The following is a 26,360-nucleotide window of genomic DNA, read 5'->3' on the forward strand; positions in this document are numbered from 1 at the left end:
GCACCTTTCGAGTGGCCGGTTGTGGCCACGAGCCCGTCCGCTCAGGCCTCCCACCGGACGATGACACCATGAGACGACACCGGATGCCCGCCGCCGCCGCCGTTCTGGCCGCGGTGGCCGTTCAGGCCCTCAGCGGCGGGGGGACGGCGCACGCGGCGCCGCCGCCCGGCGCCTGCAGCGATCCGGAGCCGGCGCGGCCGCCGGTACGGGCACAGCCGTGGGCACAGCAATCGCTTGCCCCACAGCGGGTGTGGCCGTACAGCAAGGGTTCCGGGGTCCTGGTCGCGGTGGTCGACTCCGGCGTGGACGCCGATCATCCGCAGCTCTCCAGACCGGGCAAGGTCCACGCCGGGCGGGACTTCCATCTGGCGAGTTCGCTTCCCGGCGCGTTCGATTGCGTGTCACACGGCACCGGCGTCGCGGGCATCATCGCCGCCGATCCGGTGCCCGGTGTCGGCTTTTACGGCGTGGCCCCGGACGCGGAGATCCTCCCGGTGCGGATCAGCGACCGCGACTTCGACGCCCAGGGCGGGTCCCTCCGGATCGATCCTCAGGTGGTGGCCAACGGCATCCGCTACGCGACAGACCAGGGAGCGAAGGTGATCAATCTTTCCCTGGCCGGTCACGACGACTTCGCCGTCATCCGGGACGCGGTCGCGTACGCGGTGTCCAGGGACGCGCTGGTGGTCGCCGCGGCGGGCAACGCGCAGCGCGAATCGACCGCCGAACTTCCGTCCTATCCGGCCGCTTACGACGGGGTGCTCGGTGTCGGCGCCATCGACATCGACGGCGCACGGATGTCCGGTTCCCAGATCGGCCGCTACGTGGACATCGTCGCTCCAGGCGCCAAAGTGCTGGCTCCGACGAGGGTGGGCGGGCACGTGTACGCCGACGGCACCAGCTACGCCGCGCCGTTCGTTTCCGGAACCGCGGCGCTGGTCCGGTCCGCCTGGCCGCGGCTGACCGCTCCGGAAGTGGCACGCCGCCTGATGGCGACCGCGAACCCGGCACGCGGCGGCGTGCGCAGTCAGGCGTTCGGGGCCGGTGTGGTCGACCCCTACCGGGCGGTGACCGACAGTATGGACACCGAGCCCCCGGGGGCCTTGCCCGCCTTCGTTCCCGTACCGCCGGACCGGGAACAGCTCTCCCGGGCCGCGGCCCGGGAGGACGACGCGACGGCGGCGAAATGGCTCACCGTCGCCGTGGCGGGCGCGATCGTGCTCGCCGTGCTGGTGGCGGTGCTCCGGCCGCGGGGACGCAGGCACGGCTGGCGCCCGGGCCGTGCGGCGGTCCCGGCCGCCGAACCGGCCGTCGTCGAACCTCCCGAACAGATCTTCCTGCTCTCCGGGGAGTGACGTTCTCCTTCGCCTCACCGACGACGGACGCGATCAGGGGCTCGGCCGAATGCCGAGCCCCTGATCGCGTCCGGCCACGGTCGCCGGAAATCTCATCCCAGCGTCTGCCTCCGGGCGGCGGCCGGGTCGAGGCTCGGTCCCTCGGGCAGCCGCGCCACCAGACCAGCGGGCAACCGCACCGGACGCGCGGACGGGTACCCCAGCATCTTCAGGACATCGGGGGAAGCCAGCGGATAACGGCGCCCCATGTCGGTCACGACGGTCAGGGTCCCGGCCGGAGCCTGTGCCGAAGGCATCGCCTCGACGAGGATCGCGCTGCCCGGCGGCACGTGGACGCGGTCCGCGAGCGGGGTCCCGCCGGCGGTCCGGCGCGCGGTGGTGGACATCGGATCCGCGGCGGGCAAAGTGGGATCGACGGTCAGCGAAGGGGCCGTGGAACCGTCGCCGAAGGAAGCGCACACGGTGGTGTCCTGATCCCGCAGGCGCGCGATGGCCGGACGGGCGGCGGGTGCCGCGCCCGCCTCGGCCTGGATCGGGTCCAGCTGCCGCGACATCGTCGCCAGCGAGGGCGGCAGCGGCACGGTCTGGGGTTCGGTGCCGGGGTAGGCGGCCATCATCTGGGCGCTCGCGCGCTGGACGTCGTACTGCAGCTCGGTGATCGGCCGCAGGGCGTCCCGTTCGGCGAGGTAGTGCTGCTGCCCGCCGCCGGAGGTCTGCACCATCAGCAGCATCCCGTTCCGGACGTCCGTCCGGCCGGGGACGGCGGTGGACGCCTCGCCCGCCGCCGCCACGGGGAGCGGGCCGATCGGCGCGCCTTCCGGGAGGACGTCGAGCCACGCCCGGCCGACCCGCGCCCACGGCTCGGCGGTCAGCGCCAGACCGGTGCCGACGGCGCCGTAGTCGTCGATCCGGTGCCGGTGCCCGCGCCAGACGACGAACCGGTCGCCGGTCGAGGTCGATTCCACCAGCAGCGCCTGGTCTCCCAGTTCCCCGCCGCCGGACGGCGGGACACCGGCCAGCAGCACCGATTCCTCGATCCGGCTGCCCGCCAGGTCGCTCGCGGGCGCGGAGCACAACGACCACGCCCCGGTGAGGAGCTTTTCGGGGCCGGGCAAGCCGTCCGGCGCGTCGGCGATGCCGATCCGGGGCCCACGCGGGACTCCGGCGAGCGAATCGCGTGAAACCCGTTCCGTGGTGCCGTGTTCGCCGAGCAGCAGCAACGCGGACGCGTAGTTCGCGACCGGATGCAGCCGGTCGTCCAGGTAGACGTACCGGGTGCCGCTCTCCTTCTCCACGATGACGGCGGCGTTCTTGCGCCACGCGTTGTTCCCGCCGGGCACGACCATCCCGTAGACCCCGACGCACGCCAGCGCGACGATCGCCACCGCGATCCCGGCGAACGTGGCGCCGGACGGACGGCGGAACGGCGGCTGCTCCGGATCGGTCTCCCTGGTCACGAGCGCGGAGATCGCGCGCTGCACCAGGAATTGGTACGCCTGCAGCTGATCTCGTTTGGACGCCATGGTTTCAGCCCCCCAGTCCGCGCACGTAGCCGTACAGGCCGAGCACCGAGCACGCCACCGGGACGACGGCGATCATCACCAGGATCTCGAAGTATTCGGCGATCCGGCCGAGGTACGGGTTCGCGGCGCGGGTGCTCAGCACGACGCCGGAGGCGATCACGCCCGCGGCCACCGCCAGCGACAGCGGCCCGGCCAGGACGAGCAGCAGCGAGCGATCCGTCATGAGCGGACCGGCGAGCAGGCAACCGGCGCCGAAGATCCCGGTCACCAGCAGCAGCGAGCGCTGCCGCAGGATCGGGTACAGCCGTGCCCGCGTCAGGAAACCGGCCGTGAGCAAGGCGACGAGGACGACGGCCGCCTCGCTGTCGCCGCGGATCAACTGCAGCTGGCAGTACATGACGACGACCGCCGCGCCACCGAGCATGCCGGTGAGCAGCGCGTCCGCTCTGGCCACGGCCGCGTGCACGAGGTCGAGCGGCGGCTGGGGGTCGTCGCGGACGAGGTCCGCGGTCGATCGCGGCAGCACCGGCATCGGCACCCGGCCGAGCCGCAGCGCCAGTGGCGCGAACGTGGTCGAGAGCGCGAGCACCCCGCCGCCGATCACCGCCGCGGAACGGTAGCCCGCCAGATCGTCGAAGGTGGCCAGCCAGCCGCCGAGGACCCCGAGCAGGCCGACGGTGGCCGCCCCGGCGAACAGTTCCGGCGCGGCGATCACCCCGAGATGGCCGACGACGGCCGCGAGCAGCAGCGCCGCGCTCCCCAGCAGCAGATGTCCGGCGGACAGCTCGCCGATCGGGTCGTCGCCCGCCAGCAGCAGACCGCCGCCGGCGAAGGCGAACGGAAGCGCGACGGCGGCGATCACCGCGCCGGCCCCGGCGTCGCGCAACGCCCGGGCGAGCAGGACGCCCGCGGTCAGCAGCAGCGCGGAGACCGCCAGCGCCCACGCCGCCGGGGACGTCCACGGCGGACCGGCGCGTAGCACCGCGAGCAGGCCGAACGACAGCGCCATCGCGCCGACGGCCAGCCCGGTCCGCCGCGTGTGCCGCGGTCCCCAGGCCTTCCCGGTGCGACCGGAGCCGGTGGCGATCGCGTCCACGAGGTCGTCGTACTCGGGCTCCGGCCATTCGGCGCGGCGTGGTGTCAGATGGAGGATCTCGCCGTCCCGGACCCGATGCGCGCCCAGCGTCCGGTCCAGGTCGAAGGCCGTCCCGTCGGCGCGGCGCAACTGCCAGCCGCCGCCGGGGACCCCGTCGTCGGCCATCCCCTCGCCCGCCCGCGCGAGCAGGCCGGGGAGGATTTCGGCGACGGACGCGTGTTCCGGCAGCGCCATGTCGATGCGCCGGTGTGGAGTGGTGATGGTGACCCTGACCAGGCCGGCAGTCTGCATGGGGAAAGAGTCCGCCGCCGACGGCGCCGCCGGGCCGTCACGGCAGGAACCTGCCGCCGGGAAAGGACGACGGATGCGGGCTTCTTGGGCGACAATGGGGACATGGACATCGAGACCACCGGCGGACCGAGGCTGCTCGCCCAGGGCCCCGTCGCCACCGTGTACGCGGGCCGGGATCCCGTCACGGGTAACGACTTCGCGGTCAAGATGTTCCCCGGCTCCTTCGACCGCGAGACGACGTCGTGGGTCGAACGCGAGCGGAAGGCGCTGGCCGCGGTGCGGTCGACGAGGTCGATCGCGCAGATCGACGAAGTCCTGACCCATCCCGACGGCAGGTCCGGTTTCCGCCGTGAGCTGTGCCCGGGTTCCCTCGCGAATCTGCTGGATTCCGGTACCCGGCTGGGTGTTCCGGACGTTCTCGCCCTCGGCGCGGCCATCGCGTCGGCGCTCGCCGCGGCGCACGGGGCCGATGTCCTGCACGGCGGAGTGAGCCCGCACAACGTGCTGTACCGCGCGTCCGGCGAGTTCGTGCTCGCCGACTTCGGAGTGGCTCTGCGGCGGCGTTTCCCGCGCGATCCGATGTACGCGGTCGAGTACACCGCCCCGGAAACCCTGCGCGACGACACGCTTTCCCCCGCGTCCGACCTTTATGGACTCGGCGCGGTGCTCTACGCCGCGCTGACCGGCACACCGCCCTTTCCGCGGCACACCGGGCAGCAGCCCGGCGAGCGGATCCTCCAGGTGCTGCGGGAACCGGTCGCGCCGATCCGGGATCCGGCCGTCCCGAACGAACTTTCCGCGACGATCCTCCGGTTGCTGGCCAAGGAACCGGCCGACCGGCCGCGGGACGTGGCGTCGCTCGCCCGGCTCTTCACGAAGCTGCGCGTGCCCGGCGGCGAGGTCGCCGGCGCGGAATCCGCCGACGCCCCGAGCGAAGAAGACGCCGAGGTCGAGTTCGACGACTTCGCCGAGGTCCGCCGGCCCGCCGCCCCGGCCCCGCCGGTCCCCGCGGCACCGGTCCAGGTGGTGCAGGCGCCGCCGTCGGGCGGGCGCACGCTGATCCGCGAGTTCAGCGGTCCCCTCAAGACCGAACGGCGGATTCCCTGGCGGCCCGTCGCGCTGGCGAGCGCCGGAGTGCTCGTCGCCGGGATCGCCGTGGTGCCGCTTTTCCTCGGACCGGCGGAGATCGGCGGCCAGGCCGTCCCGGTCGCGGCCGCGATCCCGCCGCCGTCACCGGCTTCCGCGCCCGCGCCGGACGTCAAACTGGCGCTCGCGCCGCCGCAGGACCAGAGCGATCACGTGCACCTGACCTGGACCGCGGAAGGCGAACTGGACTTCGTCGTGATCATGGCGGGCGAGCGTCTGGAGGCGAAGCAACTCGTCGCCCACCGCCAGCGCAGCCTGGAGATCCCGGTCGACCCGGCGCGCCGGTACTGCTTCCAGCTCCGGGCGACCGACGGCCGCCACATCTACACGACCGAGCCGGTCCCGATCCGCGGTGCCCGCTGCAAGCCGTGACCCGGGTGGGTCGTGAGTGGGCGAGATGAGCGATCACGCGTGATCAGACGGCGATCATGCGTGATCAGAGACGGAACTCGCGTGATCAGACGGCGAAGTCGGTCATCGTCGTCTGATCACGCGAGTTCCGTTCCTGATCACGCGAGTCACGCCTTCGCGCGCGGCCGGTGTGACTGCTGGCGCGTGTGGGGCGAACGTGGCGATCCGCAAAGTCCGTGAAGGCCTCCTTCACTACCTTCAGGGTCGGGAAGGAGGCCTTCACTACTTGGGCCGCCGATGAGGGGCAGCCGCGGCCGAACCACCCAGGCGCGCCCAAGACGAGCCGAAGGGCGCTTTCCCCGCAGGGCATACGGGGAAAACGCCCTTCAGCCCTCTTTCCCGCCCCTCCCCTTGATCGGGACCAGGGTCCGCGGCTCGAGTGCCGCCAGCACCCGAGCCGCGAACGGTCGGGTGGCCAGCCCCCGCCGCACTTCGCCGACTTCCTGCCACGCCCGCCGGACGGCGCCGTCGCCCACCGGAACGCCGGACCACAGCGTCACGTCCAGCACCTTGGCCAGCCTGGCGACGGGCTCGCGGATCCCTTCCCCGGCGAGCGAGCCCGCCGATTCGGCGAGATCGCGCGGGGTCATCCCGATCCGGAACGGCACGCCGTGCGCGCGGAGCCGGTCGCGGATCTCGTCCCAGGCGCCGAGCACCCCTTCGGCACCGGACCGACGCCGTCGACGACGAGCGCGGACAACCTTCGCCACCGGGACCCCGAGGAGCCACAGGAGTCCGAAAAGGACGATCACGGCGGCGAGCGAGCCCCACCACCAGCCCGCGCCCATGTCGGTGTTCCGGTCCTCGGCGGTGTCCGACGGCGTGCCCGGCGGAAGCTGCGGCGGCTTGAGTTCCTGTTCGGCGGGCAGCTGTGCCCGCGCGCGGGCGACGGCTTTGCCGGACGCTGCCTGATCGCGTCCCGACTTGTTCGCCGCGGCGGTCGGGTCGAGCGCCACCCAGCCCGCCCCGGCGACCGCGACTTCGGGCCAGGCCAGGACATCGCGGTTGCGGACGACGTGCATCCCGCCGTCGGTCTCGGCCGAACCGCGGAACCCGACGACCAGCCGCGCCGGAATGCCGCTCATCCGTGCCAGGGCGACGTACGCGGCGGCGAACTGCTCGCTCGTCCCCCGCTTGCTCTCCAGCAGGAAATGCCGCAGCTGCGGCCAGCCGTGCCCGGTCGGCAGCTCGTCCGAGCCCGCCGCGAGCGCGTAGTTCGTGGAAAGGAAGCGTTCCAGCTGGAGCGCGGTCTGGAACGTCGGCCGCAGACCGCGTACGGCGTCCTTGGCCAGTTGTTCGACCTCGGGCGGCACGGCGCCGAGTCCGCCCAGCCCGCCCGGCGCCCGCGCGTCGATCTCTCCCGAGCCGAGATCGACGTCGGGTGAGGACCAGCTCAGCCGGTAGTTCCGTTCGGGCGACGGCGATTCCATCAGCAGGGTGCCCGCGGACTGGTCCACCAGCGGCGTCAACCCGTCCACACCGGTCAGTCCCTGATGACTCGGCAGCCACGGCCCGCCGAGCCCGCGCACCTTCAGTTCGGCGCTGCCGCCCGTGCCGTCGGGAGCGCCGTCGAGACCCGCGCCCAGCCGCTGGAGCCGGGAGTCGGACAGCCAGTTCGCGCCGTCGAATCCGTTCAGCACGATCAAGCGCCACTGATCGACCGGGGTGTCCCCACGGTAGCGGAACACCTCCTCGTTCGGTCGGGTGAGCCGCTGGGCGATCTCGTCCAGCGGATTGCCGAGCCTGCCCCGCGGCGGTGGCGCGGCCTGGGTGTCCTTGAGCGTCAGCGGATCGCGGCCGACCGGGTCGACACCGGCGAGCGCCACGGCACCGGCGGCGAGTGCGACCACTGTGGACAGTGCGGGCCAGACCGCCGATCCCGTCACCCGCCAGGAGAACCGCTGTCCGCCGGGTGCCCGGCTCACCGGCTTGGTGCGACGGCCCGCCCACAGCATCAGCCCGGCGGGCAGCGTGTACGCCAGCGCCGCAGCCGCCGCGGCGATGCCCGTCATCGCCTGATACGCCTGCGCGAGTCCGGCCACGGCCAGGCTCGGCACCAACGCCACGAGCGGCTTTTTCAGACGCAGCAACAGTTCCAGGCCGAGCACGACGGCGAGCAGCACCGCCAGCGGGACGAACAGCAGCTGGTCGGGAACCGGCCGCGCGGGCCAGGTGGACTGAAGCGTGAGCTGCCAGCCTTCGGTGAAGCCACGCGCCACTCCTTGCAGCGAAGCGAGAGTGGGCAGGAAGGCGAGCGTGGTCGTGGTCAGCACCGTCTCGATCAGCCCGAGGATGCCGAGCAGCGCGACGAGCAACGGCCGGTAGGGAACCAGCTTGGGGAACTTCGCGGTCAGCTCGACGCAGCCGTAGCCGACGAGGACGACCACGAGCACCGGGACCAGCAGCGGCCCCCAGCCGAACACCGGCGTGAACAGCAGTCCCGCGACGCCGGTCGCGCCGAGCAGCCCGGCGACCGCTATCCGGTCGGATCCCGCGCTCATGCCTTCCCCACCAAGGAGTTCCACTGTGCCGCCGCGCCGGCGGCGTCGACCGCGATGATCACACCGCCGGAGCCCGCCGACGGCCTGAGGTCACCGAGCCGGACCACGGTGTCGGGCCGCCAGCGCGCCGCGTGGCCGAGGTCGGTGTCCGGACCGGTGATCACCACCAGCACCCCGCCGGGGCGTTCGGCGGCGGCCAGGACCGAGGGCAGCAGCGGCGCGCTGTCCGATGCGTCCTGCGCGACGAGCGCGAGTTCGTCCAGCAACGTCCTCGCGGCGCGGACCCCGCTGTCGGTCAGGGTGTCCGCGCCCCCGGACGTGATCAGGCGGCAGTGCTGACCCGCCGACGCCGACGCGTAGAACAGCGAAGCCGCCACCTCGACGGCCTCCTCGAAAACGGCGGGGCTCATCGCTCCGGGCCGTGTGTCCAGCACGGCGGTGAACCGCGGCTGCGCCGGATCCGCGTACTCGCGCACCATGAGCCGTCCGGTCCGGGCGGTCGCCTTCCAGTGCAGATGCCGGACCTCGTCGCCGATCACGTACTCCCGCACCGCGCGCAGATCCGCCGAACCGCGCAACGGCGGGTCGGTGATCGGGCCTTCGTGGTGGTGGCGCGGATGCCCGGCCTGCGCCGCCCGCACCGCGTGCCGCCGCGGATGCACCCACAGCCACGCGGTGCTCCCGACGGTCTGATCGCCACGCGCGAGGTCGAACAGGTCGGGCCGGTGCACGACGAGCGGGCCGACCCGCAGTTTCCCGCGCGCCGTCGTCGGCAGCTCGTAGTGGTACGTCGCTTCCGCGCCGGGCGCGAGCGGGCGGACGCGCAGGCTGTGCGTCTCGGTCCCGATCCCGTCCCCCGCGGCGAAACCGCCGTGCCGCCGGGATCCGGCGTTGCGCACGACGAGTGTGGCCAGCGCGGGTTTCCCGCGTTCGACCCGGTCCGGCCGGACGGTCCGGCCGATCTCCACCCGCGGCCGGAACCTGGTGGTGGCCAGGGCGATCAGCACCGCGCCCGCCGCGATCCCCGCGAAGGCACGGAAGAACGTGTACCCGGCCAGCTCGCCAAGGGCGTAGAACCCGGCGGCGAAGGCGAGCACGATGACGCCGCGGCGGGTGAGCCGCACGGCCTACCTCCCCATCGCGGCCATGGGAGCGGCGGTCGCGCCCAGGAGTTCGTCGACGATGTCGGAGGTCCGCCGCTGGTTGAGTTCCGCGTCGGGGGTCAGCACGAGCCGGTGATCGAGCACCGGATGCGCGACGTCCTTGACGTCGTCCGGGGTGACGAAGTCGCGTCCGAAAGTGGCCGCGAGCCCTTGTGCCGCCCGGATCAGCGCGATGCTGCCACGCGGGCTCGCGCCGTAACGGACGTCCGGATGCGACCGGCTCGCCGCGGCCAGCCGGACCGCGTAGTTGACGATCTCCGGTGCCAGACGGGACTTCCGGACCTCGTCGATGACGGACTGGACGTCGGCGATGCTCAGCACCGGCTTCAGTTCGTCCGGCGTCACCCCGGCGCAGTCCCCCATCACCACCCGCATCTCGGATTCCAGATCCGGGTAGCCGACCGAAATGCGCATGAGGAACCGGTCCAGCTGCGCTTCGGGCAGCCGGTAGGTGCCCTCCAGCTCGATCGGGTTCTGCGTGGCGACCACGAGGAACGGCCTCGGCACGGCCTGGCCGACGGAGTCGACGGTGACCCGGCGTTCGGCCATCACCTCCAGCAGCGCGGCCTGTGTCTTCGGCGTACCCCGGTTGATCTCGTCCGCCAGCACCACGTTGGCGAAGATGCCGCCGGGGTGGAACTGGAAGCGTTCGGCGTTCTGGTGGTAGACCATCACGCCGGTGATGTCGCCGGGCAGCAGGTCGGGCGTGAACTGGATCCGGCTCCACCGGCCGCCGATGCTGGCGGCGACACAGCGCGCGATCGTCGTCTTCCCGACGCCGGGCACGTCCTCCATCAGCAGATGTCCCTCGGCGAACAGCGCCGCCATGGTGAGCCGGACGACCTCCGGTTTGCCGCGCACCACCGATTGCACGTTCTCGGCGATCTGCTCGTAGGCGACCCTGGGTGTGAGCGTCACAGCAGTTCCTTTTCCTTTCGTCGGCGCACACCGACCATCGCGATCGGGCCGAGCCAGAGCAGTGAGCCACCCGGGGCGCCGCCGCCCGCGCTGGGCACGCCGGTCCAGCTGTCCGTGCCGGTGCCGCCGGTCGTCTTGACGGTCGCGGTCACCGTGATGGCGCCGCCGTAGATCACGTTGTTGATGTTGAGGCTGGTGGCACCCGAACAGGTCTTCGAGGCCGAGAGAGCGTCACCGAACTTCGCCTGGCAGGTCGCCGGCGCGCCCTTCCCGTCGGCGTTGACGGAGACGATCAGGCCCGTCGTCCCGACCCTGACGTTGGAGATGGTGATGGTCGGCGGATCCGAACGCACCGGCACGGTGACCTTCCTGCTGCCGGTGGCCCCGGTGAGCGCGGACCCCGAACCGAACTTCGTGACCGCGCGGACCGAGACGGTCGCGGTACCGGTGATCCCGGTGAACTCCGTCGACGTCGCCGAAAGCGTGCGCTGGCCCTGGCCGGTCGCGCTCACCAGGTAGTGCACGAGCGTGCCGCCGCGGAGGTCGGGCTGGGTCCAGCTGACCGACACCTTCCCGCCGGAGGTGGCGTTCGCGGTCACGACCGGCGCGCCGGCGGGACGGTTCGCGGGTCCGGGGGTGACCGCCTTGGCGCTGGCGCTCACGCCGAGTCCCGCCGAGTTCTCCGCGACGACGCTGACCACGTACGCGGTTCCGTTGGTCAGCCCGGAGATCGTGGTCCCCCGGGACGATCCGCCGACCCGGGTGGAGCCACCGGGCCAGGTCACCCGGTAGCCGGTGATCCGCGCGCCGTTGTCCGAGGCGGGGCTCCACGAGACCTTGACGGACCCGTCGCCCGCGGTCGCGCTCACCTTCTTCGGCGCGCCGGGCGGAGTCGCCTTCGCCACCGGCGGGATCGCCTTCTGGGTGTTCGGCGGCGCCGGTTGCCCCTGCTGCGGTTTCTGCGGCGGGGCCTGCTCGCCGGACGGGTCCGGCTCGGCCGACGGCGCGCCCGCGGTCTGGCTGCTGGCCGCCTTGTCGACGTCGACGTCGACCACCGAACCGTCCTCGCCGTTGACGACCAGCACGTGCGAGCCGTCGGCGCTGTCGACGTAGATCCGGTTGTCCTCGCCCTTCGCGAGCCTCGGCGCCGTCCCCTGGCTCGGGACCTTCGCGGTGGACTTGAGCTTGCCGGTGGCGTCGTAGGTGAGCACTTCACCGCGGGTCTCGTCGACCATGGCGACGACGTTCGACGAAGAGAGCGGGCCGTTGAACCGGCTGCCCTTGGTCAGCTCGACCGAGATCGGCTTCGCGGACTGGCGGTCCTGGTCGAGACCGCTGACGTCGATGAGGTGGAGCTGGTTGCGCTCCGGGTCGGCGATGGCCAGCCGGTCACCGGCGGCGCTGTTGGCCACCTGCGCCGACGGCGAAAGCTTGATGCCGAGCGGCAGGGCCTCGCCGAGCCCGTCCGGGCCGACCCGGTGCAGGCTGTCGCCGGTCATGTCGAGCACGACCGGCCGGTCGCCGACCAGCGTGAGCCCGCCGCCGTGTCCGGGCGGGAGCTGCGCGGTGCAGGTCAGGACCGCGGCGCCCTTGGGCAGTTCGCAGAGCGATCCGTTGTCGACGCGGTGCACCCACACCGTGCCGTCGGAGGTCGCGACCGGCCGGGACAGCGGCCCCCCTGCGGGCACCGTCGCGGTCGGGTCGCCGAGCCGCACGATCTGCCCGGCGTTGCGGTAGACCAGGTAAGGCCCGCCCGCGATCTCCATCACGAACGGCGTCTCCGGCGCGGGCGGCGGGGTGGACTCCTCCACGCTCAAGGTCGCCTTGTCGAACTCCGTGATGCGGTTCCGCTCGACCACGTAACCCGAATCGTCCCCCTGCACGACCTGGCTGCCGCTCGCGGCGCCGGGCACGTCCGCCCGCGCGTCGACGCGGCTCGTCGAGCCGTCGACGTGGAACGCGGACTGGGCGGCGTCGTTGTAGACCCAGTGCCCGACCTGGACGAATTCCAGCCGTTCCGGGGTCGCCGCCTGTCCGGTCACCGCGAGGCCGACCAGCGCCAGGCAGCCCGCGACCACCAGCGCGACGGCCAGCCGTGTCCTGGCCACGACGCTGAGGCGCTTCGTGTCCCGCTCATCGGTGTTCACGCGATCAAGCTAGAGAGCCACCATGAAATTTCGATGAAACAGCCTGTCTCGGGCCTGTGTCATCGAAACCTCATGTTCGCCGGACAGGCTGGGGCGGAAAGCGAGGAGGCAGGACGATGACCGAATCCGGCGCGGCCAGGACGAGCGGGCGGTACCACGCGCCGCCCCCGCCGCTTCCCCAAGCGGTACCGGTCTCAGCGCGACCCCAAGCGCTGCCCGATCCACTCGCCTACGCCGCGCCGTCGGCCCGGGCCGCCGCGCGTGAAGCCGCGTTGCACGCGCTGAACGCGGCACGCCAGGCCGGGCAACGGCAGCAGTGGACCGGGCCGGCGCCCGTTCCCGCGCCGGCGTACGGTTCGCCGCCACCGAGTCCGGTGGTACCCGCTCCGGCGCGGCGATCCGGCCGGTTCGGCGGGATCGGGGTGCCGCAGATCATCTGCTGGCAGCTCGTCCTCGTCGCGCTCGTCCTGGTCGCGGGACGGCCTTGGCCGCTGGTGGCCGCCGTGATCACCGCCGCCGTGGCGGTTCTCGCGCTGACCGCCGTGCGGATTCGCGGGCGCTGGCTCTACGCGTGGCTCGGTTCGGCGTCGGGATACCTGCTGCGCGACCGCGACCAGGACCTCCGGAACGCGGGCGAGGCGGGCCGGGCGCTGCTGCGCCTGGTGTCGCCGGAAGCGGAAGGCACCACCGGCGAGATCGGCGACGAGACGGTGTTCATGGTCAGCCGCGCCGACGGGATCACCGCTGTGCTGCAACCGAAATCGGCCGCGCGCGAGCAGCCGATGCCATCACCGCTGACGGTGCTGCCGCCTTCGCGCGAACAAGATCTGGCCGTCGCCGCCCAAGTCATCCACCACGTCGGCGCGGACCGCTCACGGCCGCCGCGAGGCTGGGTCGCGCTGCAGGCGCTGCGCACCGTCGACGTCCATCGCGACGCCGATGTGCGGCAGGCGCTCGGGAACACGGTGCGGCGCGTACGCCGTCAGCTCCGGCGCGACGGGCTGCCGGTGCGGGCGCTCGCCGAGAACGAGGTCCTCGGCACGCTCGCCTCGCTGGCGCACGTCACGGCGGGGCGGGTGCGCATCCGGGAGGACTGGCGGTTCTGGCACAGCGGTGCGATCTGCCAGGCGACTTTCCGGCTCGACGGCTGGGACGCGCTGTCCCCGGCGCTCGCGGCGGACCTTCCACGCCGTCTGCTCGCCGCCGCTCCCCGGGCCGCCGTGACGCTCGCCGTGACCGCGCGCCGGGGCGCCACCGAGACCGAACCCCGGGTCAGCGCGGCGATCCGGGTCGCCGCCGCGGGACCGCAAGCCGTGGAACACGCGGTGCGGGACCTGGAATTGGCCGCCCGCCGGGGCGGGCTCGTGCTGGACCGGCTCGACGGCAGGCACGCCAAGGGAGTGGCCGCCACGCTGCCGATCGGGGTCAGTTGAGCACGACGATCCCGATGTTCAGCGCGGTCGCGAACAGCGTCCAGGCGAGATACGGCAGCAGCAACGCGGCCGCGACCCGGGACGAGCGGCGGAAGTACAGCGCGGTGACGACGACGGCGACGTCGAGCAGGACGATGTCGACCAGGGCGAGGCCGTACGCGCCGGCCGCGAAGAACAGCGGCGTCCAAGCGGCGTTCAGGACCAGTTGCGCCGCGTACCAGGCCAGGGCCCGGCGTTCGCCGCCGGACTTCCAGTAAAGCCAGCCGGAGAAGGCGATCCCGATGTACAGCACCGTCCACACCGGACCGAACAGCCAGGCGGGCGGCGCGAACGGCGGAAGTTCGAGTCCACTGTAGACGGATCGGGCGTCGGCCGCGGCGAGCCCGCCCACGATCGCGGCCACCGCGACCGCGGCCAGGAACGGGAGGAACGCGAGCGGGGCGCGGAGCCGTCCTGGGATCGTGGTCATCCTCCGAGGGTACGGCCGTGAACACGCTCCCGCAGGGCCGAGTGCGGCGCACGCCTCGAATACGTACACCGTTCGAGTGGCATGACGCGCGAGTGCAACATCCGCCACGATCTCCACCCGGTAGAGAGCTCGCCATAGGCCCGATCCGCGCCGATCAGTAGTCGAAATCACACGGAGCTTCGCTGTTAGGGCGGTACCGCGGCGGGCCTCGGGTGACCAGACTCGGTGCAGGGGGTGGGGCTCGGAATGGAATCAGGCGACAGACGTGAGAACAGAGTGACCGGAGACGTCTCCGGAACCTCGGTACAGGTCGGCGCCGTTCACGGCGACATCTTCCTTCATCAAGGGGCGAAACCGGTCGTCCCGCGTCAACTGCTCCCGGTGTCCGCGTCGTTCACCGACCGGGAGCAGGAACTGGCCGCGTTGAACCGGTTGCTCGACGACCATCAAGGGCAAGGACCGGCGCTGGCGGTCATCACCGGATCCGGCGGAATGGGGAAGACCGCGCTCGCGTCACGCTGGATCACGAATCACGTGGACCGTTTTCCCGATGGCCAGCTCTATGTGAATCTGGGCGCCTTCAGCGCCGATGGGCCGACCACTCCGGACGACGTGCTCGGCGGTTTTCTCCGCGCGCTCGGAGTGCCCGCCGAGCAGGTGCCCGCCGAACTCGCGGAGCAGGCGGCCATGTACCGGTCGGTGACCGCCGGGAAGAGGTTCGCCGTCCTCGCCGACGACGCCGACTCGGCCGCGCAGGTACGGCCGCTGCTGCCCGCGTCTCCGGACAGCGTCGTCGTCGTGACCAGCCGGTGGCGGCTCGGCGCCCTCGCCATGGACGGCGCGCGAGTCCTCGTCGTCGCACCGCTCGACGAAGCCGCCGGACTGAGGCTGCTCGAACGCACCGTCGGCACGCAGCGGGTCACCACCGAACCGGAACGCGCCCGGGAGCTCGTCGCGCTCTGCGGCGGTATGCCGATCGCCCTGTGCGTGGCGGCCGCGCGGCTGTCGACGCGGCCCCAATGGCCGATCTCCCGCCTGGTCGGCGTGCTCTCCGACGAAAAACGCCGGTTGTCCGCCCTCCGTATCGCCGACGAGGCGATCGTGCAGGCGAGTTTCGACCTCTCCTTCGGAGGACTGGACGCCGAGACCGCACGGGTCTACCGGCTGCTCGGCCTCCACCCCGGCCGCGAATTCGGCGTCGGCCTCGCCTCGGCCGCGATCGACCGCCCCGCGATCGCGACCGAGGACGCCCTGGATTCCCTGGTCGTCTCGAGTCTGCTGACCGACGTCGGACCCGATCGATTCCAGTTCCATGACCTGACCAGGGTGCACGCGCGTCAGCAGGCGGCCGAACAGGAGGACGGGTCGACCCGGTCCAGCGCGCTGCGGAGAATGCTGAACTGGTATCTCGACAACGTCGCCGTGGCGGACCTCGTCATAATCCCGCATCGTCATCGGCTCAGCCCGCGCCATGAACACGCCCGGAAGCTGCCGTCGCAGTTCTCCGGCGCCCGGGACGCCTTGGATTGGGTGGAACAGGAACTCGCGAACGTCGTCGCGACCATGCACGCGGCCGTCGACGAAGGCTGGTGGAAGGAAGTCTGGCAGTTCTGCGAGGGCCTCTGGGGTTTCTTCCTTTATCGCAAGCATTTCCCTCAGTGGGAGAAGACGCACAAATGGGCCGTGGACGCCGCCCGGCACTGCGAAGATCCCGCCGCGGAAGCGCGTATGCACATCCAACTGGGCTACGCCTATCTCAACACCGCGAAATTCGAAGACGCGCGGACACAGTTCACGGCCGCGTTGAAGGCCTCGCGAACCGTCGAGGACATCGACGGCGAGGCGACCGCGTGGGAACACCTGGGCGTCGCCGCGCAGAGCACCGGAGATCACCGGCACGCGCTGGAGTGCTTCACCCGCGCCCTGCGGCTCGCGGAGCGATCGGGACAGCATCGCGGAGTGGTCCTGCATCTACGCCGTATCGGTGAAGCCAGTGCGGCTTTGGGCAGGCCCCAGGAGGCGATCGGTCATCTGGAGCGCTCGGCCGCCGAAGCGCTGGCGATCGGTGACGACGTGCTCCACGCACGAGCCCTGACCCGGCTCGGCAACGCCCATCTCACCCTGGGGCACGTCGGCGAAGCCTCTCGGTTGCTGGAAGCGGCGGCGGCGACGTTGCGTGATTCCGGCGCGGATCCCTACTACGCCGAAGCCCTCGAAAGCCTCGCTGAAAGCAAGCTGCGTGAGGGTGACGCTCACGCAGCCCGCACCCATCTCCGGCGGGCGCTGGAGATCTACCGCAGATCGAGAGATCTCAAGGCGCGCCGGGTGGAGACGCGGATCGCCGCGATCGCGGACGAAACCGAACCCTCTTCCGAACCGCCTCCCGGGTAGCGGGGCCAGCCGGTGATCCCGGGTCCGGTCGCTCCCCGGATCGGATCGGGGGCAGGGACCCGCCGGTGATCCCGGAACCGGATCAAGCCGCCGGCGATGACCACCAGGGCCCCGGGCAACGCGGTCAGGAGATCGCCCGCGTGCCGCCACGCGTCGTCCGGTGCCGTGGAACAGACGACCAGATCCGCTCGGCGCAGCCAAGCCTCGGGCGTCCGGCCCGCCCACGCCACCAGCACGTGGTCCGGCAGCCCGCACTCGTCCGTCCACCGCACCTCGACCACGGCGCCGCACACCCGTGCCCTCATGTCCCTGATTCCCGGGTGAGCAACGGTACCGGCGCGACGCACACCGGACGGTCCGGCTCGGGCATCCCGAGTATCCGGTAGATCTCCTCGCGCAGCCGTACGGCGGCCTCCCCCGGCATCGAGGTGATCCGTTTCCCGATGGCCGAAAGGCGATGCCGCGATCCCGCGGCGACGAGTGCGTCCACCTGGCTTCGCAGGCACAGCGCCGGGTCGAGAACGGGAGCGGCCTTCCAGAGCCGGTCGGCGAGGCTGCCCTTCCGGACGTCGAGCACGGAGCCGGGATTGAGCAGAACCGGTTTCCCCAGCCCCGCCGCGTACTGCGTCACCGAGCCGTGGTCACCGATCACGCAGTCCGACGCGACGAGTGCCGCCCGCCAGCCCTCGTCGGGCGGCAGGAGCCGGATCCCGGCGTCGAGCGCCTCCGCGAGCCACGCGCGAACCTGGCGGGTTCCGTGGGCCGACCACGTCAACGGGTGCAGGGCGGCCATCACCCGGTACCCGGGACCGCGCAGTGCCGTGGCCAGCCGGGTGACCAGGTCCAGGTTCCCGCCGAACAGGGAATGCGGTGACCACGTCGAGCTGATCACCACCAGTTTCTGGTGGGCTTCGACACCGGCCGCGTCCCGGTACCGCAGCCGCAGCGGCATACTGGCCCGCATCCGGTCGAAACAGACGTCACCGGCGACGACGACCCGTGAAGCCGCCTCGGGAAAGGCCCGGCACATCCGCCGGGCGTCGTCCTCGTGGGCGAACACCATCGTTTCCGGGACCACCCGGCCGTCGCGGACGAGCAAATCCCGGGGGTGTCCGCGGAGCTCCGTCGTCTGAGGGCTCACCCGCGACCGGATTCCCCCGGTGCCGTGGGGAAGCACCATCACCGGCGCCTCCAGTTCGTCAATGCCCACATGGCTGGACGCGAGGGCCAGGTCGAAGCTCATCCGCCGCGCCTGGTGCCACGGCAGGACGAGGCAGCCCGACCGGCGCAGGTACTCGTCGACACCGGGCCAGGCGTCGGGGCCGTCGGGGATGGAAAAGGCGATCTGCACCCGGCTGTCCGCCTCCAAGAGAGGCAACACGTCCGTCAAGCGGGTACCGGCCGTCAGATGCGGCACCACCGCGAGCACCCGGCGGCAACCCGTCCGGGTCAACCATCGCTCGGCCGTCCGGCTTCCCGGCACGCGCGCCCAAGAGGTCCCGGTCATCACCGCTCCCGTCCCGCGATCGACGAAATCCGCAGTCGCTCCGCCATTACCGCCTCCACTCGTTTCAGTGATTCATCGTCACTACGGAAAAGAGTGGCGGCCTGATCGTTCAACTCCCTGTTCCGGGAATAACACGGCCCTTTCACGACATGCCAGAGACAGGACAGATGCCTGTCAGTCACCTCGCTGACCTGGCCAGATCCGGATCCACCTGCGAAACTCGATCGCGGGAGCGCGGGTCACTTCGGTGACACCTTGGGAGGGGAGGCCCCGTGGAGCAGCTCATTTCACTCGGATTTCTCGGCCAGACAATCGTACGGATGCACGGTCATTTGACCGTGCAATGGGGACGAGCGCAAGAACACGCCGTGCTCGCCGTCCTGCTCGCACAGGCAGGACGGCACATTCCCATCCAGACGCTCGTCAGGCAAGCCTGGCCGGACCACCGGAGACCACAAAACCCTGGTGCGACACTGCATACTTACGCCAACCGGGTTCGCATGACCCTTCAGGAGAGCGACGCGAACGCGAGACTCGACAACACCGGCGGCGGTTACCGGCTCACTGTCGACCGTAAGTCGATCGACTACTTCCGGCTCAGCGAACTGATCACTTCCGCGCACCAGGCGGCCCGCGAACACGACCATGAACGAATACGCTCGCTTCTCGAAGACGCGCTTCCTCTCTGGCGCGACATTCCCCTCGTCGAGGTGCACACGGAATGGGCGGAGAACTGGCGCAATTCCGTCGTCGCCGATGAATGGATACCCGCCAACGGCCTGCTGATCGACGCGTACATCGGACTGGAGAAGTTCGACCCCGCGCTTCGCAGGCTCAACGATCTCCAACGTGAACACGGTTTCATCGTCAGCCTCGCGCGACGACGGCTGACCTTGCTGCACAAACTCCGGCGGCACAACGACGCCACCGAATATTACTTCTTGGCGCGCCGGAAACTTCTCGCCGACGGTGACGAAAGAGGAGCCGAAGAGCTGCGCCGTTTCCAGGATTCCTTCCCGGATCCCGAGCCGCCCGCCGCCTGGCTTCCCGCGCCACACCGCGAGCCGAACGTTCCACTCCTGCTGCGCCGCTTGCCCCGCGACATCACCGATTTCACCGGCAGGGAAGCGATCCTGGCGTCGCTCGACCAGCTCACCGGAGTACACGAAGGGCCGCCACATCCCGCGGTGGTCGCCCTCGTGGGCGCGGCCGGGGTCGGGAAGACGGCCACCGCGGTGCGATGGACCCACCGCACCAGCGCGCGGCATACCCTGGGCACCTTCTTCATCGACCTCCACGGGGACGGCGCGGCGCCGCGCGTGGAAGTGCCGGAAGTGATCGACACTCTCCTCGACGCGCTGGGCTATCCGGTCAAGTCCATCACCGGACCGGCGGGACGGGAGACCAAACTGCGTTCCCTGCTCGCCGAACACCCGATGTTGATCATCCTGGACAACGCGGCCGACAGCGCGCACGTCCGCCCCTTGCTCACCGCCCTGGCCGAATGCGTGGTCGTGATCACCTCACGCCGCCGTCTCACCGCGCTTTCGGTCCGCCACGGCGTCCGGAATCTCACCCTCACCACCTTGCCGGCGCCCGACTCGACCGAGTTCCTGGTGCGGCGCATCGGCGCCCGGACGGCGCGGGAACCGGAGGCCGTGGCGCAACTCGCGGACATCGGGGACGGGCTCCCGCTCGCGCTCACCCTCATCGCCGAACGCGCCGCCATCCAGGCCGGGACCACTCTGACGACCCTCGTCGGCCAGCTGCGCGATCCCGACACGCTGCTGCACATCGGCGACGACGGCGACAGTGCGGACGCGAGCCTCGACTCGGCCTTTTCCTTGGTGTACCGGGCGCTACCGTCGGCAGGCGCCCGCGTCTTCCGGCTGCTGGGCATCCACCCCGGAACCGAGATCGGCATCGAGACGCTGAGCGCGATGGCCGCCACCACCCGCCGGGAAACCCAGCGGGCCCTGGACTCGCTGGTTTCGGCTCACCTCGTCTTCCAGCCCGCCGACCTCGACCGCTACCGAACGCACGACCTCCTGCACCGGTACGCGGCCATCCTCGTCCGGGACGACCACGAATTCGCCGCGGCCCGGCGGCGCTTGCTGTCCTACTACCTGCACAGCGCGGACGCGGCGCGGCGGACCGCGTTCCCGCATCGTCAGGCGCCGCCGATGCCGCCCCTCGAACCGGGCTGCGTTCCCCACCGCTTCGACGACGTCTCCGAAGCCCTGCGCTGGAGCCTCCTGGAGCGGTCCAATCTCGTGTCCGTGGTGCACCACGCCGCCAAGGAAGGCCTGCACGGCTACGCCTGGCGGCTGCCGCATTGCCTGATCGACACGCTGAAGCGCTACGGGTTGTACGAAGACGGCATCAGCACGATGACCACCGCGATTTCCTCCGCCGTCGCGGATCACGACGTCCAGGCGGAGGCGTCGTCCTTGAACGATCTCGGGGAGATCCACCTGATCACCGGCGCTTACGACCTCGCGGACCGATATTTCGGCCGAGCGCTCGAATTGTCCCGGCAGCTCGGGATCGCGGTGGGTGAAGTGACCGTCATGCTGAACCTGGCACGCCGTCATCAGTACTCCGGGCGGCTGCGCGAGGCGGTTTCCACCTTCCGGGAATGCCTGCGGCTCGCGGAATCCATCGGCGACAGGGAAAGGCACGCCGTGGCCGCCCATCGACTGGGCGACGCGCTCGTGGAGCTCGACCTCCATCACCAGGCGCTACCCCACTATCGGCTCGCGCTCGACCTGCGCCGGGAGGCGAACGACGTGGCGGGCACGGTGACGACCCACACGGCACTGGTCGACCTGTACACCACGCTCGGGCACCTGGACGCCGCGGATTCGCATCAGCGCTCAGCCCACGAACTCCTGGACCAGGTCGGGTTGACGACCGCGACCCGGCTCTACACCGTGACGGCCGAACTCGCGCACGCCCGGAGACAAGACGGCGACGCGATGCGGCACGCCCAGCACGCCCTTGAACTGGCCGAACGCGCGAACCATGTCAACGGACGGGCCAGGGCTTATGCCGCGCTGGGACGGATTCTGGCCGATCGCGGGAATCGCGAAGACGCCCGATGGGTGTGGCGGCAGGCGGCCGGGCTCTACCGGGACACCGGCCGGGAACGGAAGGCCGTGAAACTCGACAGCCTCGTCGCCGAGATCGACGGTCCGGATCCGGTCGTCCCGTCGGCGAGGTCGGGCGACGAGGACACCGTGGCACTGCCGGCGCCTCCTCGCCCGAACGGGAGACTTTTTCCCCGAAAGGATGATCACTTGCGGTCGTAGCAAGGCTTCTGTAACCCGTTCTCCACCAAAGGTGCATGTCGAACGAGTGTTACCCGAATGGTCGAACAACTCTGCGTACGTCCACGGTGTTGCGGTTGCGGGCGGTTACTGCCTAACATGCCGCGTCGGGCAATAAACGCCCGGCATTTTCACTTTCCCGAGGAGTACGTTGTCCATCCCTGCGATTCTCGCTGCGCTCCCTGACATCCCTACGCTTTTCGCGGTCGTCGCGACCTGGTGGAACTGCTGACAAACGACGGGTGCCCGGACCTCGGTCCGGGCACCCGCAAGCCCTCGGATCCCGGTACTGTGAGGACGACCGTGCCCGACCGGAACCGACGGGGAGCGCTCCGATGCCTGAACCGGTCCTCATTTCCCTCGCCGCCGCCCTCGCGGCCCGTTCGGTGGTCGGTCTGTACAAGCTGGTGAAGGACAAGTTCTCCGACGACCCGGAAGCCACGGCGGTCCTCGAAGCCGCCGAAGGCGCCGCGGAGGATTCCACCGAGGTCCGGGAACTGGCGGCTCGGCTGTCCGCGACCGAGACCGAAGATCCCGAGTTCGCGCAACGGCTTCGGCGTGAATGGGAACAGGTGAGCGGCAACCGGGCCGAGACCGGCGGCGTGGTGAACACGGTCTCCGGCACGGTGTCGGGGAAGGTCGTCCAAGCCCGTGACGTCCACGGGAACATCTCGTTCTGATCCACTTGGCGCGAAATCTCGTCGCGTTCCCCTGGGGGCGTCACTAAGATCGTCCGCGCGATGAACGACGAGATCTTCCTTGCCCACGTGGCCGGTAACCTGGCCGCGCTGCCCGCCGTGCACGCCGTCACCCTCGGCGGATCACGCGCCCAGAACACCCACGGTCCCGGCAGCGACTGGGATTTCGCCGTCTACTACCGCGGCGGCTTCGATCCCGCGGATCTGCGCGCGGTCGGCTGGGTCGGCGAGGTCTCCGAGCTCGGCGCCTGGGGCGGCGGCGTGTTCAACGGCGGGGCGTGGCTCACGATCGACGGCAAGCCGGTCGACGTCCACTACCGCGACCTCGACGCCGTCGAACACCAGCTCGCCGAGGCTCGGCGAGGCCGGTTCCACTGGGAGCCGTTGATGTTCCACCTCGCGGGCGTCCCGAGCTATCTGCCGGTCGCCGAGCTCGCCGTCAACCGGGTGCTGCGCGGTGACCTGCCGCGGCCGGAGTACCCGGAAGCGTTGCGGGAGACGGCTCCGCCGATGTGGCGGGGTCGCGCGGAGCTGACTCTGCGCTACACGCGTGGCGCCTTCGTCCCGCGCGGGCAGGCGACGGAGGTCGCGGGCGCGCTGGCCACCGCCGCGATGGAGACCGCGCACGCGGTCCTGGCCGCCCGCGGCGAGTGGGTCACCAACGAGAAACAGCTCCTGCGGCGGGCAGGGCTGCGCGAAGTCGACGCGATCGTCGCCGGTCTGCGGGCGGATCCCGGCGTCCTCGCCGGAGCCGTCGACGAGGCGGAGGCGCTGTTCCAGGCGGCGGATTCCGCCACTAAGTAGCCAACATCGCCCGATGGGATGGTCCGATTTGGCCGACCGGGCACTCCGGGTTCTAGTTGTCGCCATGTCCACGACCGATGTCTCCGCCCTCGCGCGGACCACACTGGCTGCGCACCAGTCGCTGTACCTCGCCACCGCCGGCGAATCCGGCCCCTGGGTGAACGGCGTCTTCTTCGCCGAGTCCGACCTGTTCACCCTTGTCCTCGTGCTGGAGGAACGGGGCCGCACCCTCGCCGCGCTGCGGCGCAACCCGGTGGCCTCGGTCATCGTCTCCACCGGCTCGCCCGCCGACCCGTTCCTCCAGGCGATGGTCCGCGCCGAGATCCTGGACGGAGAGCGGGCCCAGACCGCCCGCGACCTGCTCGTGGCGAAGGTGCCGTACGTGGCGCCGTTCCTGGACACCCCGATCGCGACCGTCCAGCTGACCGTGGAGTCCTGGCGCGTCACCGACATCCCCAACGGACTGCTGCCCGGCAAGGAGCTGGCGGCCGTCTGACCCGTTGTGGCGCGGGTCACGGAATGACGGGCGATCTTCAGCGCTACAGAGAGATGAGACCCGTTCCGTACCTCAGGGAGTGACATGTCCGCTACCGCCACGCCGGAAGAGACCACGCTGGCCGTCCCCGCGCTGGACGACTTCGACTTCCCGCTCACCGACGGCGCCGCCTGCCGCATCGACGACCCGGACTGCGAAGCCTGCCAGTGAGCGGGTCGTGAGACGGTGATCCGGCACGGACCCGGATCACCGTCTCACCGCCTCAGTCCGTACCGCGGCCGGTCTCGCGCTGGAGCTGGTCGATCTTCTCCGACGCTTCCGCCTTGGTCAGCTCTCCGGGCGGCTCTTCACCCGCCTCCTGCGCGAGTGTCCGCAGATACGACCGTTGCGGTCCGGTCATCGGCTCGTCGCCGGTGGTCCATTCCTCCGGGTCCTTCTCGGGGTTGGGCTGGGGGCTGTCCACCACGACGTGTTCCTTTCCGTCAGTTCACTCGCCTGTCGGCCGCCACCATCGGCGGGACCGGCGAACGGCTCCTGATACCCCCTCCGTGGCGTGCTCACACCACCCGTCGGTGTGAGCGGGGCCGCTCCGGGTACCCGGTGGCCATGCGACCCGGACGCCACAGTCGCCACATCGGACTGCTCTACCCCACGCGAGACTGCGGCGAGGACGACTTCCTCGCGCTGGCGGCACGACTCGACCCTGGTCTCGTCGTGGACTTCGCCTACGTCCCATGGGGCGAGGAGATCGGCAGGCTCGACGATCTCGACCAAGCCGGAAAACACGAAGCCGTCCGGGAACTCGGGGAACCGGACCGGCTCTCGGCCGCCGCGCGGTTCGCGACGCGGCCGGACGTCGTCAGCTGGGCCTGCTCCAGTTGCAGCTTCACCCACGGACTCGAAGGCGCGCGTGAACAAGCACGCGTGCTCGGCGACCGGCTCGGCGTGCCCGCGAGCAGTACCTCCTTGGCTTTCCTCACCGCGCTCGCCCACCTGGACGTCGGCAAGGTCGCGCTCGCTTCGGTCTATCACCCCGACACGACAGCGAGCTTCGCCGATTTTCTCGCCGAGGCCGGCGTCACCACGGTTCATTCGGTTTCGGCCGACGCCCCCTCGGACCGCGCTCTCGCCGCCTGGGACGGCCGGCGCGTCACCGGACTCGCGACCGCGGCCGACCACCCCGACGCCGAAGCGCTGCTGATCCCGGAAACCGCCCTGCACACGACGCCGCTGCTCGAAGATCTCGAAACCGCCGTCGGCAAACCCGTCCTGACGGCCACGGCGGTCACCCTCTGGGAAGCCTCACGAGCACTGGGCGGGCCACCGCGCCTGCCCCGGCTGGGCGAACTGTTCGCTAAGCGTTGAGCCTGCCCCGCAGGTCCTGGAGGATCTTCGTGAGCAGGCGGGACACGTGCATCTGCGAAATCTCCAGGCGCGCGGCGATCTGCGACTGCGTCAGGCCGTCGAAGAACCGCATCACGATGATCGCCCGATCCCGTTCCGACAGCCCCTTGAGCAGCGGGACCACGGTGTGCCGGTCCTCGATGAGCTCGAACCGGGAATCCAGTTCCCCCACCACGTCGGACAAGGGAAGCGTGCCCTCGGTCTCGTTGACCGGTTTGTCCAGGGACGACGTCTGGTAGCTGTTCGCGGCGAGCAGGCCTTCACGGACGGTGTCGACGTCCAGGTCCAGATGATCGGCGAGTTCGGTGGGGGTCGGCGCGCGGCCGAGGACCTGGGTCAGTTCCGTGGTCCCCCGGGAGAGCCGGGTGCGCAGCTCCTGCATCCCGCGCGGGACGTGCACCGCCCAGCCGGTGTCGCGGAAGAAGCGCCGGACCTCGCCCATCACGGTCGGCACCGCGTAAGCCAGGAATTCGCCGCCCTGCGCGGGATCGAAGCGGTCCACGGCCTTCAGCAGCCCGATCCGGGCGACCTGGATCAGGTCCTCCCTCGGCTGGCCGCGGCCGCTGAACCGGACGGCGATGTGTTCCGCGATCGGCAGAAGCTCGAGAACCAGCTGTTCACGCAGCCGGGCGTGCTCCGGATGGCCGACAGGCAAGGCGGCCATTTCCTCGAACAGGGGACGGCAGTGCGAGTAGTCGTCACTCCGTCGCTTTTCCCTCAGGGACAGCGCGTTCATCGAAGCTGTATCCCGTCCCTCCGCCTGGGTGGCCCTGCTCCCGTTGTCTGTTCCGGCAATACCCGGGGGCGGGGCCGGGCAAACATCGAAAGCGGATGAACCCGGTTATCCTCGCCGCATGGCCTGCCGCATCACCGAACTCATCCTCGACTGCGCCGACCCGGTCCGGATGGCCGCGTTCTGGTGCGAAGTGCTCGGCTACGTCGAAATCGGCAAAGACGGCGAAGACATCGAGATCGGCCCGCCCGGCACCGGGTTCGGCGGACCGCAGCCGACCCTGATCCTGAGCCGCAGCGACGACCCGAAGCCCGGCAAACTCCCCCTGCACCTCGACGTGAACCCCACCGATCGCGAGCAGGACGCGGAGCTGGAGCGGCTGCTCGCCGCCGGCGCGCGCCCCGCCGACGTCGGCCAGACCGGGGAGGAGTCGTGGCACGTCCTCGCCGACCCCGAGGGGAACGTGTTCTGCCTGCTGCGCAAGCGCGTCGATCCCTGATTCCGCACGGATTAGGGGAAGACGGCCCGGGGTATTCGCTGACGAA

Annotated in this window: 22 protein-coding genes; 11 read left to right on the forward strand and 11 right to left on the reverse strand. The window is 70.9% G+C overall.

The window, feature by feature from the left end; all coding sequences use genetic code 11:
• Window positions 1-68 precede the first annotated feature (68 nt).
• On the forward strand, window positions 69-1,355 hold the full coding sequence (mycP, locus tag AB0N89_RS19595) for a type VII secretion-associated serine protease mycosin (RefSeq protein WP_364206310.1): 1,287 nt from the start codon (window positions 69-71) through the stop codon (window positions 1,353-1,355).
• Window positions 1,356-1,447: 92 nt separating this feature from the next.
• On the opposite strand, the gene eccB is transcribed toward mycP, so the two are convergent.
• A complete protein-coding gene (gene eccB / locus AB0N89_RS19600) occupies window positions 1,448-2,878 on the reverse strand; it encodes a type VII secretion protein EccB (RefSeq protein ID WP_364206313.1) in 1,431 nt (476 codons plus the stop codon).
• 4 nt (window positions 2,879-2,882) lie between these two features.
• A complete protein-coding gene (gene eccD / locus AB0N89_RS19605) occupies window positions 2,883-4,265 on the reverse strand; it encodes a type VII secretion integral membrane protein EccD (RefSeq protein WP_364206316.1) in 1,383 nt (460 codons plus the stop codon).
• A 102-nt stretch (window positions 4,266-4,367) separates the two neighbouring features.
• Between eccD and AB0N89_RS19610 the strand changes: the two genes are divergently transcribed.
• Window positions 4,368-5,783, forward strand: a complete 1,416-nt coding sequence (locus AB0N89_RS19610; protein WP_364206319.1) for a protein kinase — start codon at window positions 4,368-4,370, stop codon at window positions 5,781-5,783.
• A gap of 365 nt (window positions 5,784-6,148) precedes the next feature.
• On the opposite strand, the gene AB0N89_RS19615 is transcribed toward AB0N89_RS19610, so the two are convergent.
• From AB0N89_RS19615 to AB0N89_RS19630, 4 genes are read right to left on the reverse strand one after another with little or no spacing between them, the layout of a single operon-like run.
• Window positions 6,149-8,323, reverse strand: a complete 2,175-nt coding sequence (locus tag AB0N89_RS19615) for a transglutaminaseTgpA domain-containing protein (RefSeq protein WP_364206321.1) — start codon at window positions 8,321-8,323, stop codon at window positions 6,149-6,151.
• The gene (locus AB0N89_RS19620) at window positions 8,320-9,447 is read right to left on the reverse strand and encodes a DUF58 domain-containing protein (protein ID WP_364206324.1); all 1,128 of its coding nucleotides are present in this window, start codon (window positions 9,445-9,447) and stop codon (window positions 8,320-8,322) included. Before AB0N89_RS19620 ends, AB0N89_RS19615 begins: the two co-directional genes overlap by 4 nt.
• A gap of 3 nt (window positions 9,448-9,450) precedes the next feature.
• Window positions 9,451-10,404 carry a MoxR family ATPase gene (locus tag AB0N89_RS19625; protein ID WP_364206327.1) on the reverse strand — a complete coding sequence of 318 codons (954 nt, stop codon included), beginning with the start codon at window positions 10,402-10,404 and terminating at the stop codon, window positions 9,451-9,453.
• A complete protein-coding gene (locus AB0N89_RS19630) occupies window positions 10,401-12,551 on the reverse strand; it encodes a fibronectin type III domain-containing protein (RefSeq protein ID WP_364206330.1) in 2,151 nt (716 codons plus the stop codon). The genes AB0N89_RS19625 and AB0N89_RS19630 overlap by 4 nt, the downstream gene beginning before the upstream one ends.
• 116 nt (window positions 12,552-12,667) lie before the next feature.
• On the opposite strand from AB0N89_RS19630, the gene AB0N89_RS19635 reads away from it, so the two are divergent.
• Window positions 12,668-13,984 (forward strand): type VII secretion protein EccE, encoded by a 1,317-nt coding sequence (locus AB0N89_RS19635; protein ID WP_364206333.1) that lies wholly within the window; start codon window positions 12,668-12,670, stop codon window positions 13,982-13,984.
• On the opposite strand, the gene AB0N89_RS19640 is transcribed toward AB0N89_RS19635, so the two are convergent.
• The gene (locus AB0N89_RS19640) at window positions 13,977-14,453 is read right to left on the reverse strand and encodes a TspO/MBR family protein (protein WP_364206336.1); all 477 of its coding nucleotides are present in this window, start codon (window positions 14,451-14,453) and stop codon (window positions 13,977-13,979) included. The genes AB0N89_RS19635 and AB0N89_RS19640 overlap by 8 nt on opposite strands.
• 276 nt (window positions 14,454-14,729) lie before the next feature.
• Here AB0N89_RS19640 and AB0N89_RS19645 point away from each other — a divergent pair, with 276 nt between their 5' ends.
• Window positions 14,730-16,844, forward strand: a complete 2,115-nt coding sequence (locus AB0N89_RS19645) for a tetratricopeptide repeat protein (RefSeq protein WP_364206338.1) — start codon at window positions 14,730-14,732, stop codon at window positions 16,842-16,844.
• Here the strand turns inward: AB0N89_RS19645 and AB0N89_RS19650 are convergent.
• Complete coding sequence (locus tag AB0N89_RS19650) at window positions 16,745-17,149, reverse strand: hypothetical protein (RefSeq protein ID WP_364206340.1); 405 nt, start codon at window positions 17,147-17,149, stop codon at window positions 16,745-16,747. The two genes, AB0N89_RS19645 and AB0N89_RS19650, sit on opposite strands and share 100 nt — an antisense overlap.
• Window positions 17,146-18,351 carry a hypothetical protein gene (locus AB0N89_RS19655; RefSeq protein WP_364206342.1) on the reverse strand — a complete coding sequence of 402 codons (1,206 nt, stop codon included), beginning with the start codon at window positions 18,349-18,351 and terminating at the stop codon, window positions 17,146-17,148. The genes AB0N89_RS19650 and AB0N89_RS19655 overlap by 4 nt, the downstream gene beginning before the upstream one ends.
• A gap of 500 nt (window positions 18,352-18,851) precedes the next feature.
• Between AB0N89_RS19655 and AB0N89_RS19660 the strand changes: the two genes are divergently transcribed.
• The 5 genes from AB0N89_RS19660 to AB0N89_RS19680 all read left to right on the forward strand — a co-directional run bounded on the left by AB0N89_RS19660 (window position 18,852) and on the right by AB0N89_RS19680 (window position 23,888).
• Window positions 18,852-21,662, forward strand: coding sequence for a tetratricopeptide repeat protein (locus tag AB0N89_RS19660; protein WP_364206344.1), 2,811 nt, complete (start codon window positions 18,852-18,854; stop codon window positions 21,660-21,662).
• A gap of 353 nt (window positions 21,663-22,015) precedes the next feature.
• A complete protein-coding gene (locus AB0N89_RS19665; RefSeq protein WP_364206346.1) occupies window positions 22,016-22,360 on the forward strand; it encodes a hypothetical protein in 345 nt (114 codons plus the stop codon).
• Window positions 22,361-22,420: 60 nt separating this feature from the next.
• Window positions 22,421-23,182 (forward strand): nucleotidyltransferase domain-containing protein, encoded by a 762-nt coding sequence (locus tag AB0N89_RS19670; protein ID WP_364206348.1) that lies wholly within the window; start codon window positions 22,421-22,423, stop codon window positions 23,180-23,182.
• A 64-nt stretch (window positions 23,183-23,246) separates the two neighbouring features.
• Window positions 23,247-23,678, forward strand: coding sequence for a pyridoxamine 5'-phosphate oxidase family protein (locus AB0N89_RS19675; protein WP_364206350.1), 432 nt, complete (start codon window positions 23,247-23,249; stop codon window positions 23,676-23,678).
• A gap of 84 nt (window positions 23,679-23,762) precedes the next feature.
• A complete protein-coding gene (locus tag AB0N89_RS19680; protein WP_005159680.1) occupies window positions 23,763-23,888 on the forward strand; it encodes a hypothetical protein in 126 nt (41 codons plus the stop codon).
• A 52-nt stretch (window positions 23,889-23,940) separates the two neighbouring features.
• Here the strand turns inward: AB0N89_RS19680 and AB0N89_RS19685 are convergent, their stop codons facing one another.
• On the reverse strand, window positions 23,941-24,144 hold the full coding sequence (locus tag AB0N89_RS19685) for a DUF3072 domain-containing protein (RefSeq protein ID WP_364206352.1): 204 nt from the start codon (window positions 24,142-24,144) through the stop codon (window positions 23,941-23,943).
• 140 nt (window positions 24,145-24,284) lie between these two features.
• On the opposite strand from AB0N89_RS19685, the gene AB0N89_RS19690 reads away from it, so the two are divergent.
• A complete protein-coding gene (locus AB0N89_RS19690) occupies window positions 24,285-25,043 on the forward strand; it encodes a decarboxylase (RefSeq protein WP_364206354.1) in 759 nt (252 codons plus the stop codon).
• Here AB0N89_RS19690 and AB0N89_RS19695 read toward each other — a convergent pair.
• Window positions 25,033-25,818, reverse strand: coding sequence for a SigB/SigF/SigG family RNA polymerase sigma factor (locus tag AB0N89_RS19695; protein ID WP_364206356.1), 786 nt, complete (start codon window positions 25,816-25,818; stop codon window positions 25,033-25,035). The two genes, AB0N89_RS19690 and AB0N89_RS19695, sit on opposite strands and share 11 nt — an antisense overlap.
• A gap of 118 nt (window positions 25,819-25,936) precedes the next feature.
• Between AB0N89_RS19695 and AB0N89_RS19700 the strand changes: the two genes are divergently transcribed.
• Window positions 25,937-26,314: a VOC family protein gene (locus AB0N89_RS19700; protein WP_364206358.1), complete on the forward strand. Its 378-nt coding sequence runs from the start codon at window positions 25,937-25,939 to the stop codon at window positions 26,312-26,314.
• Window positions 26,315-26,360: the final 46 nt, after the last annotated feature.

The sequence above is a fragment of the Amycolatopsis sp. NPDC089917 genome, from assembly GCF_040684635.1.
GTDB lineage: Bacteria > Actinomycetota > Actinomycetes > Mycobacteriales > Pseudonocardiaceae > Amycolatopsis.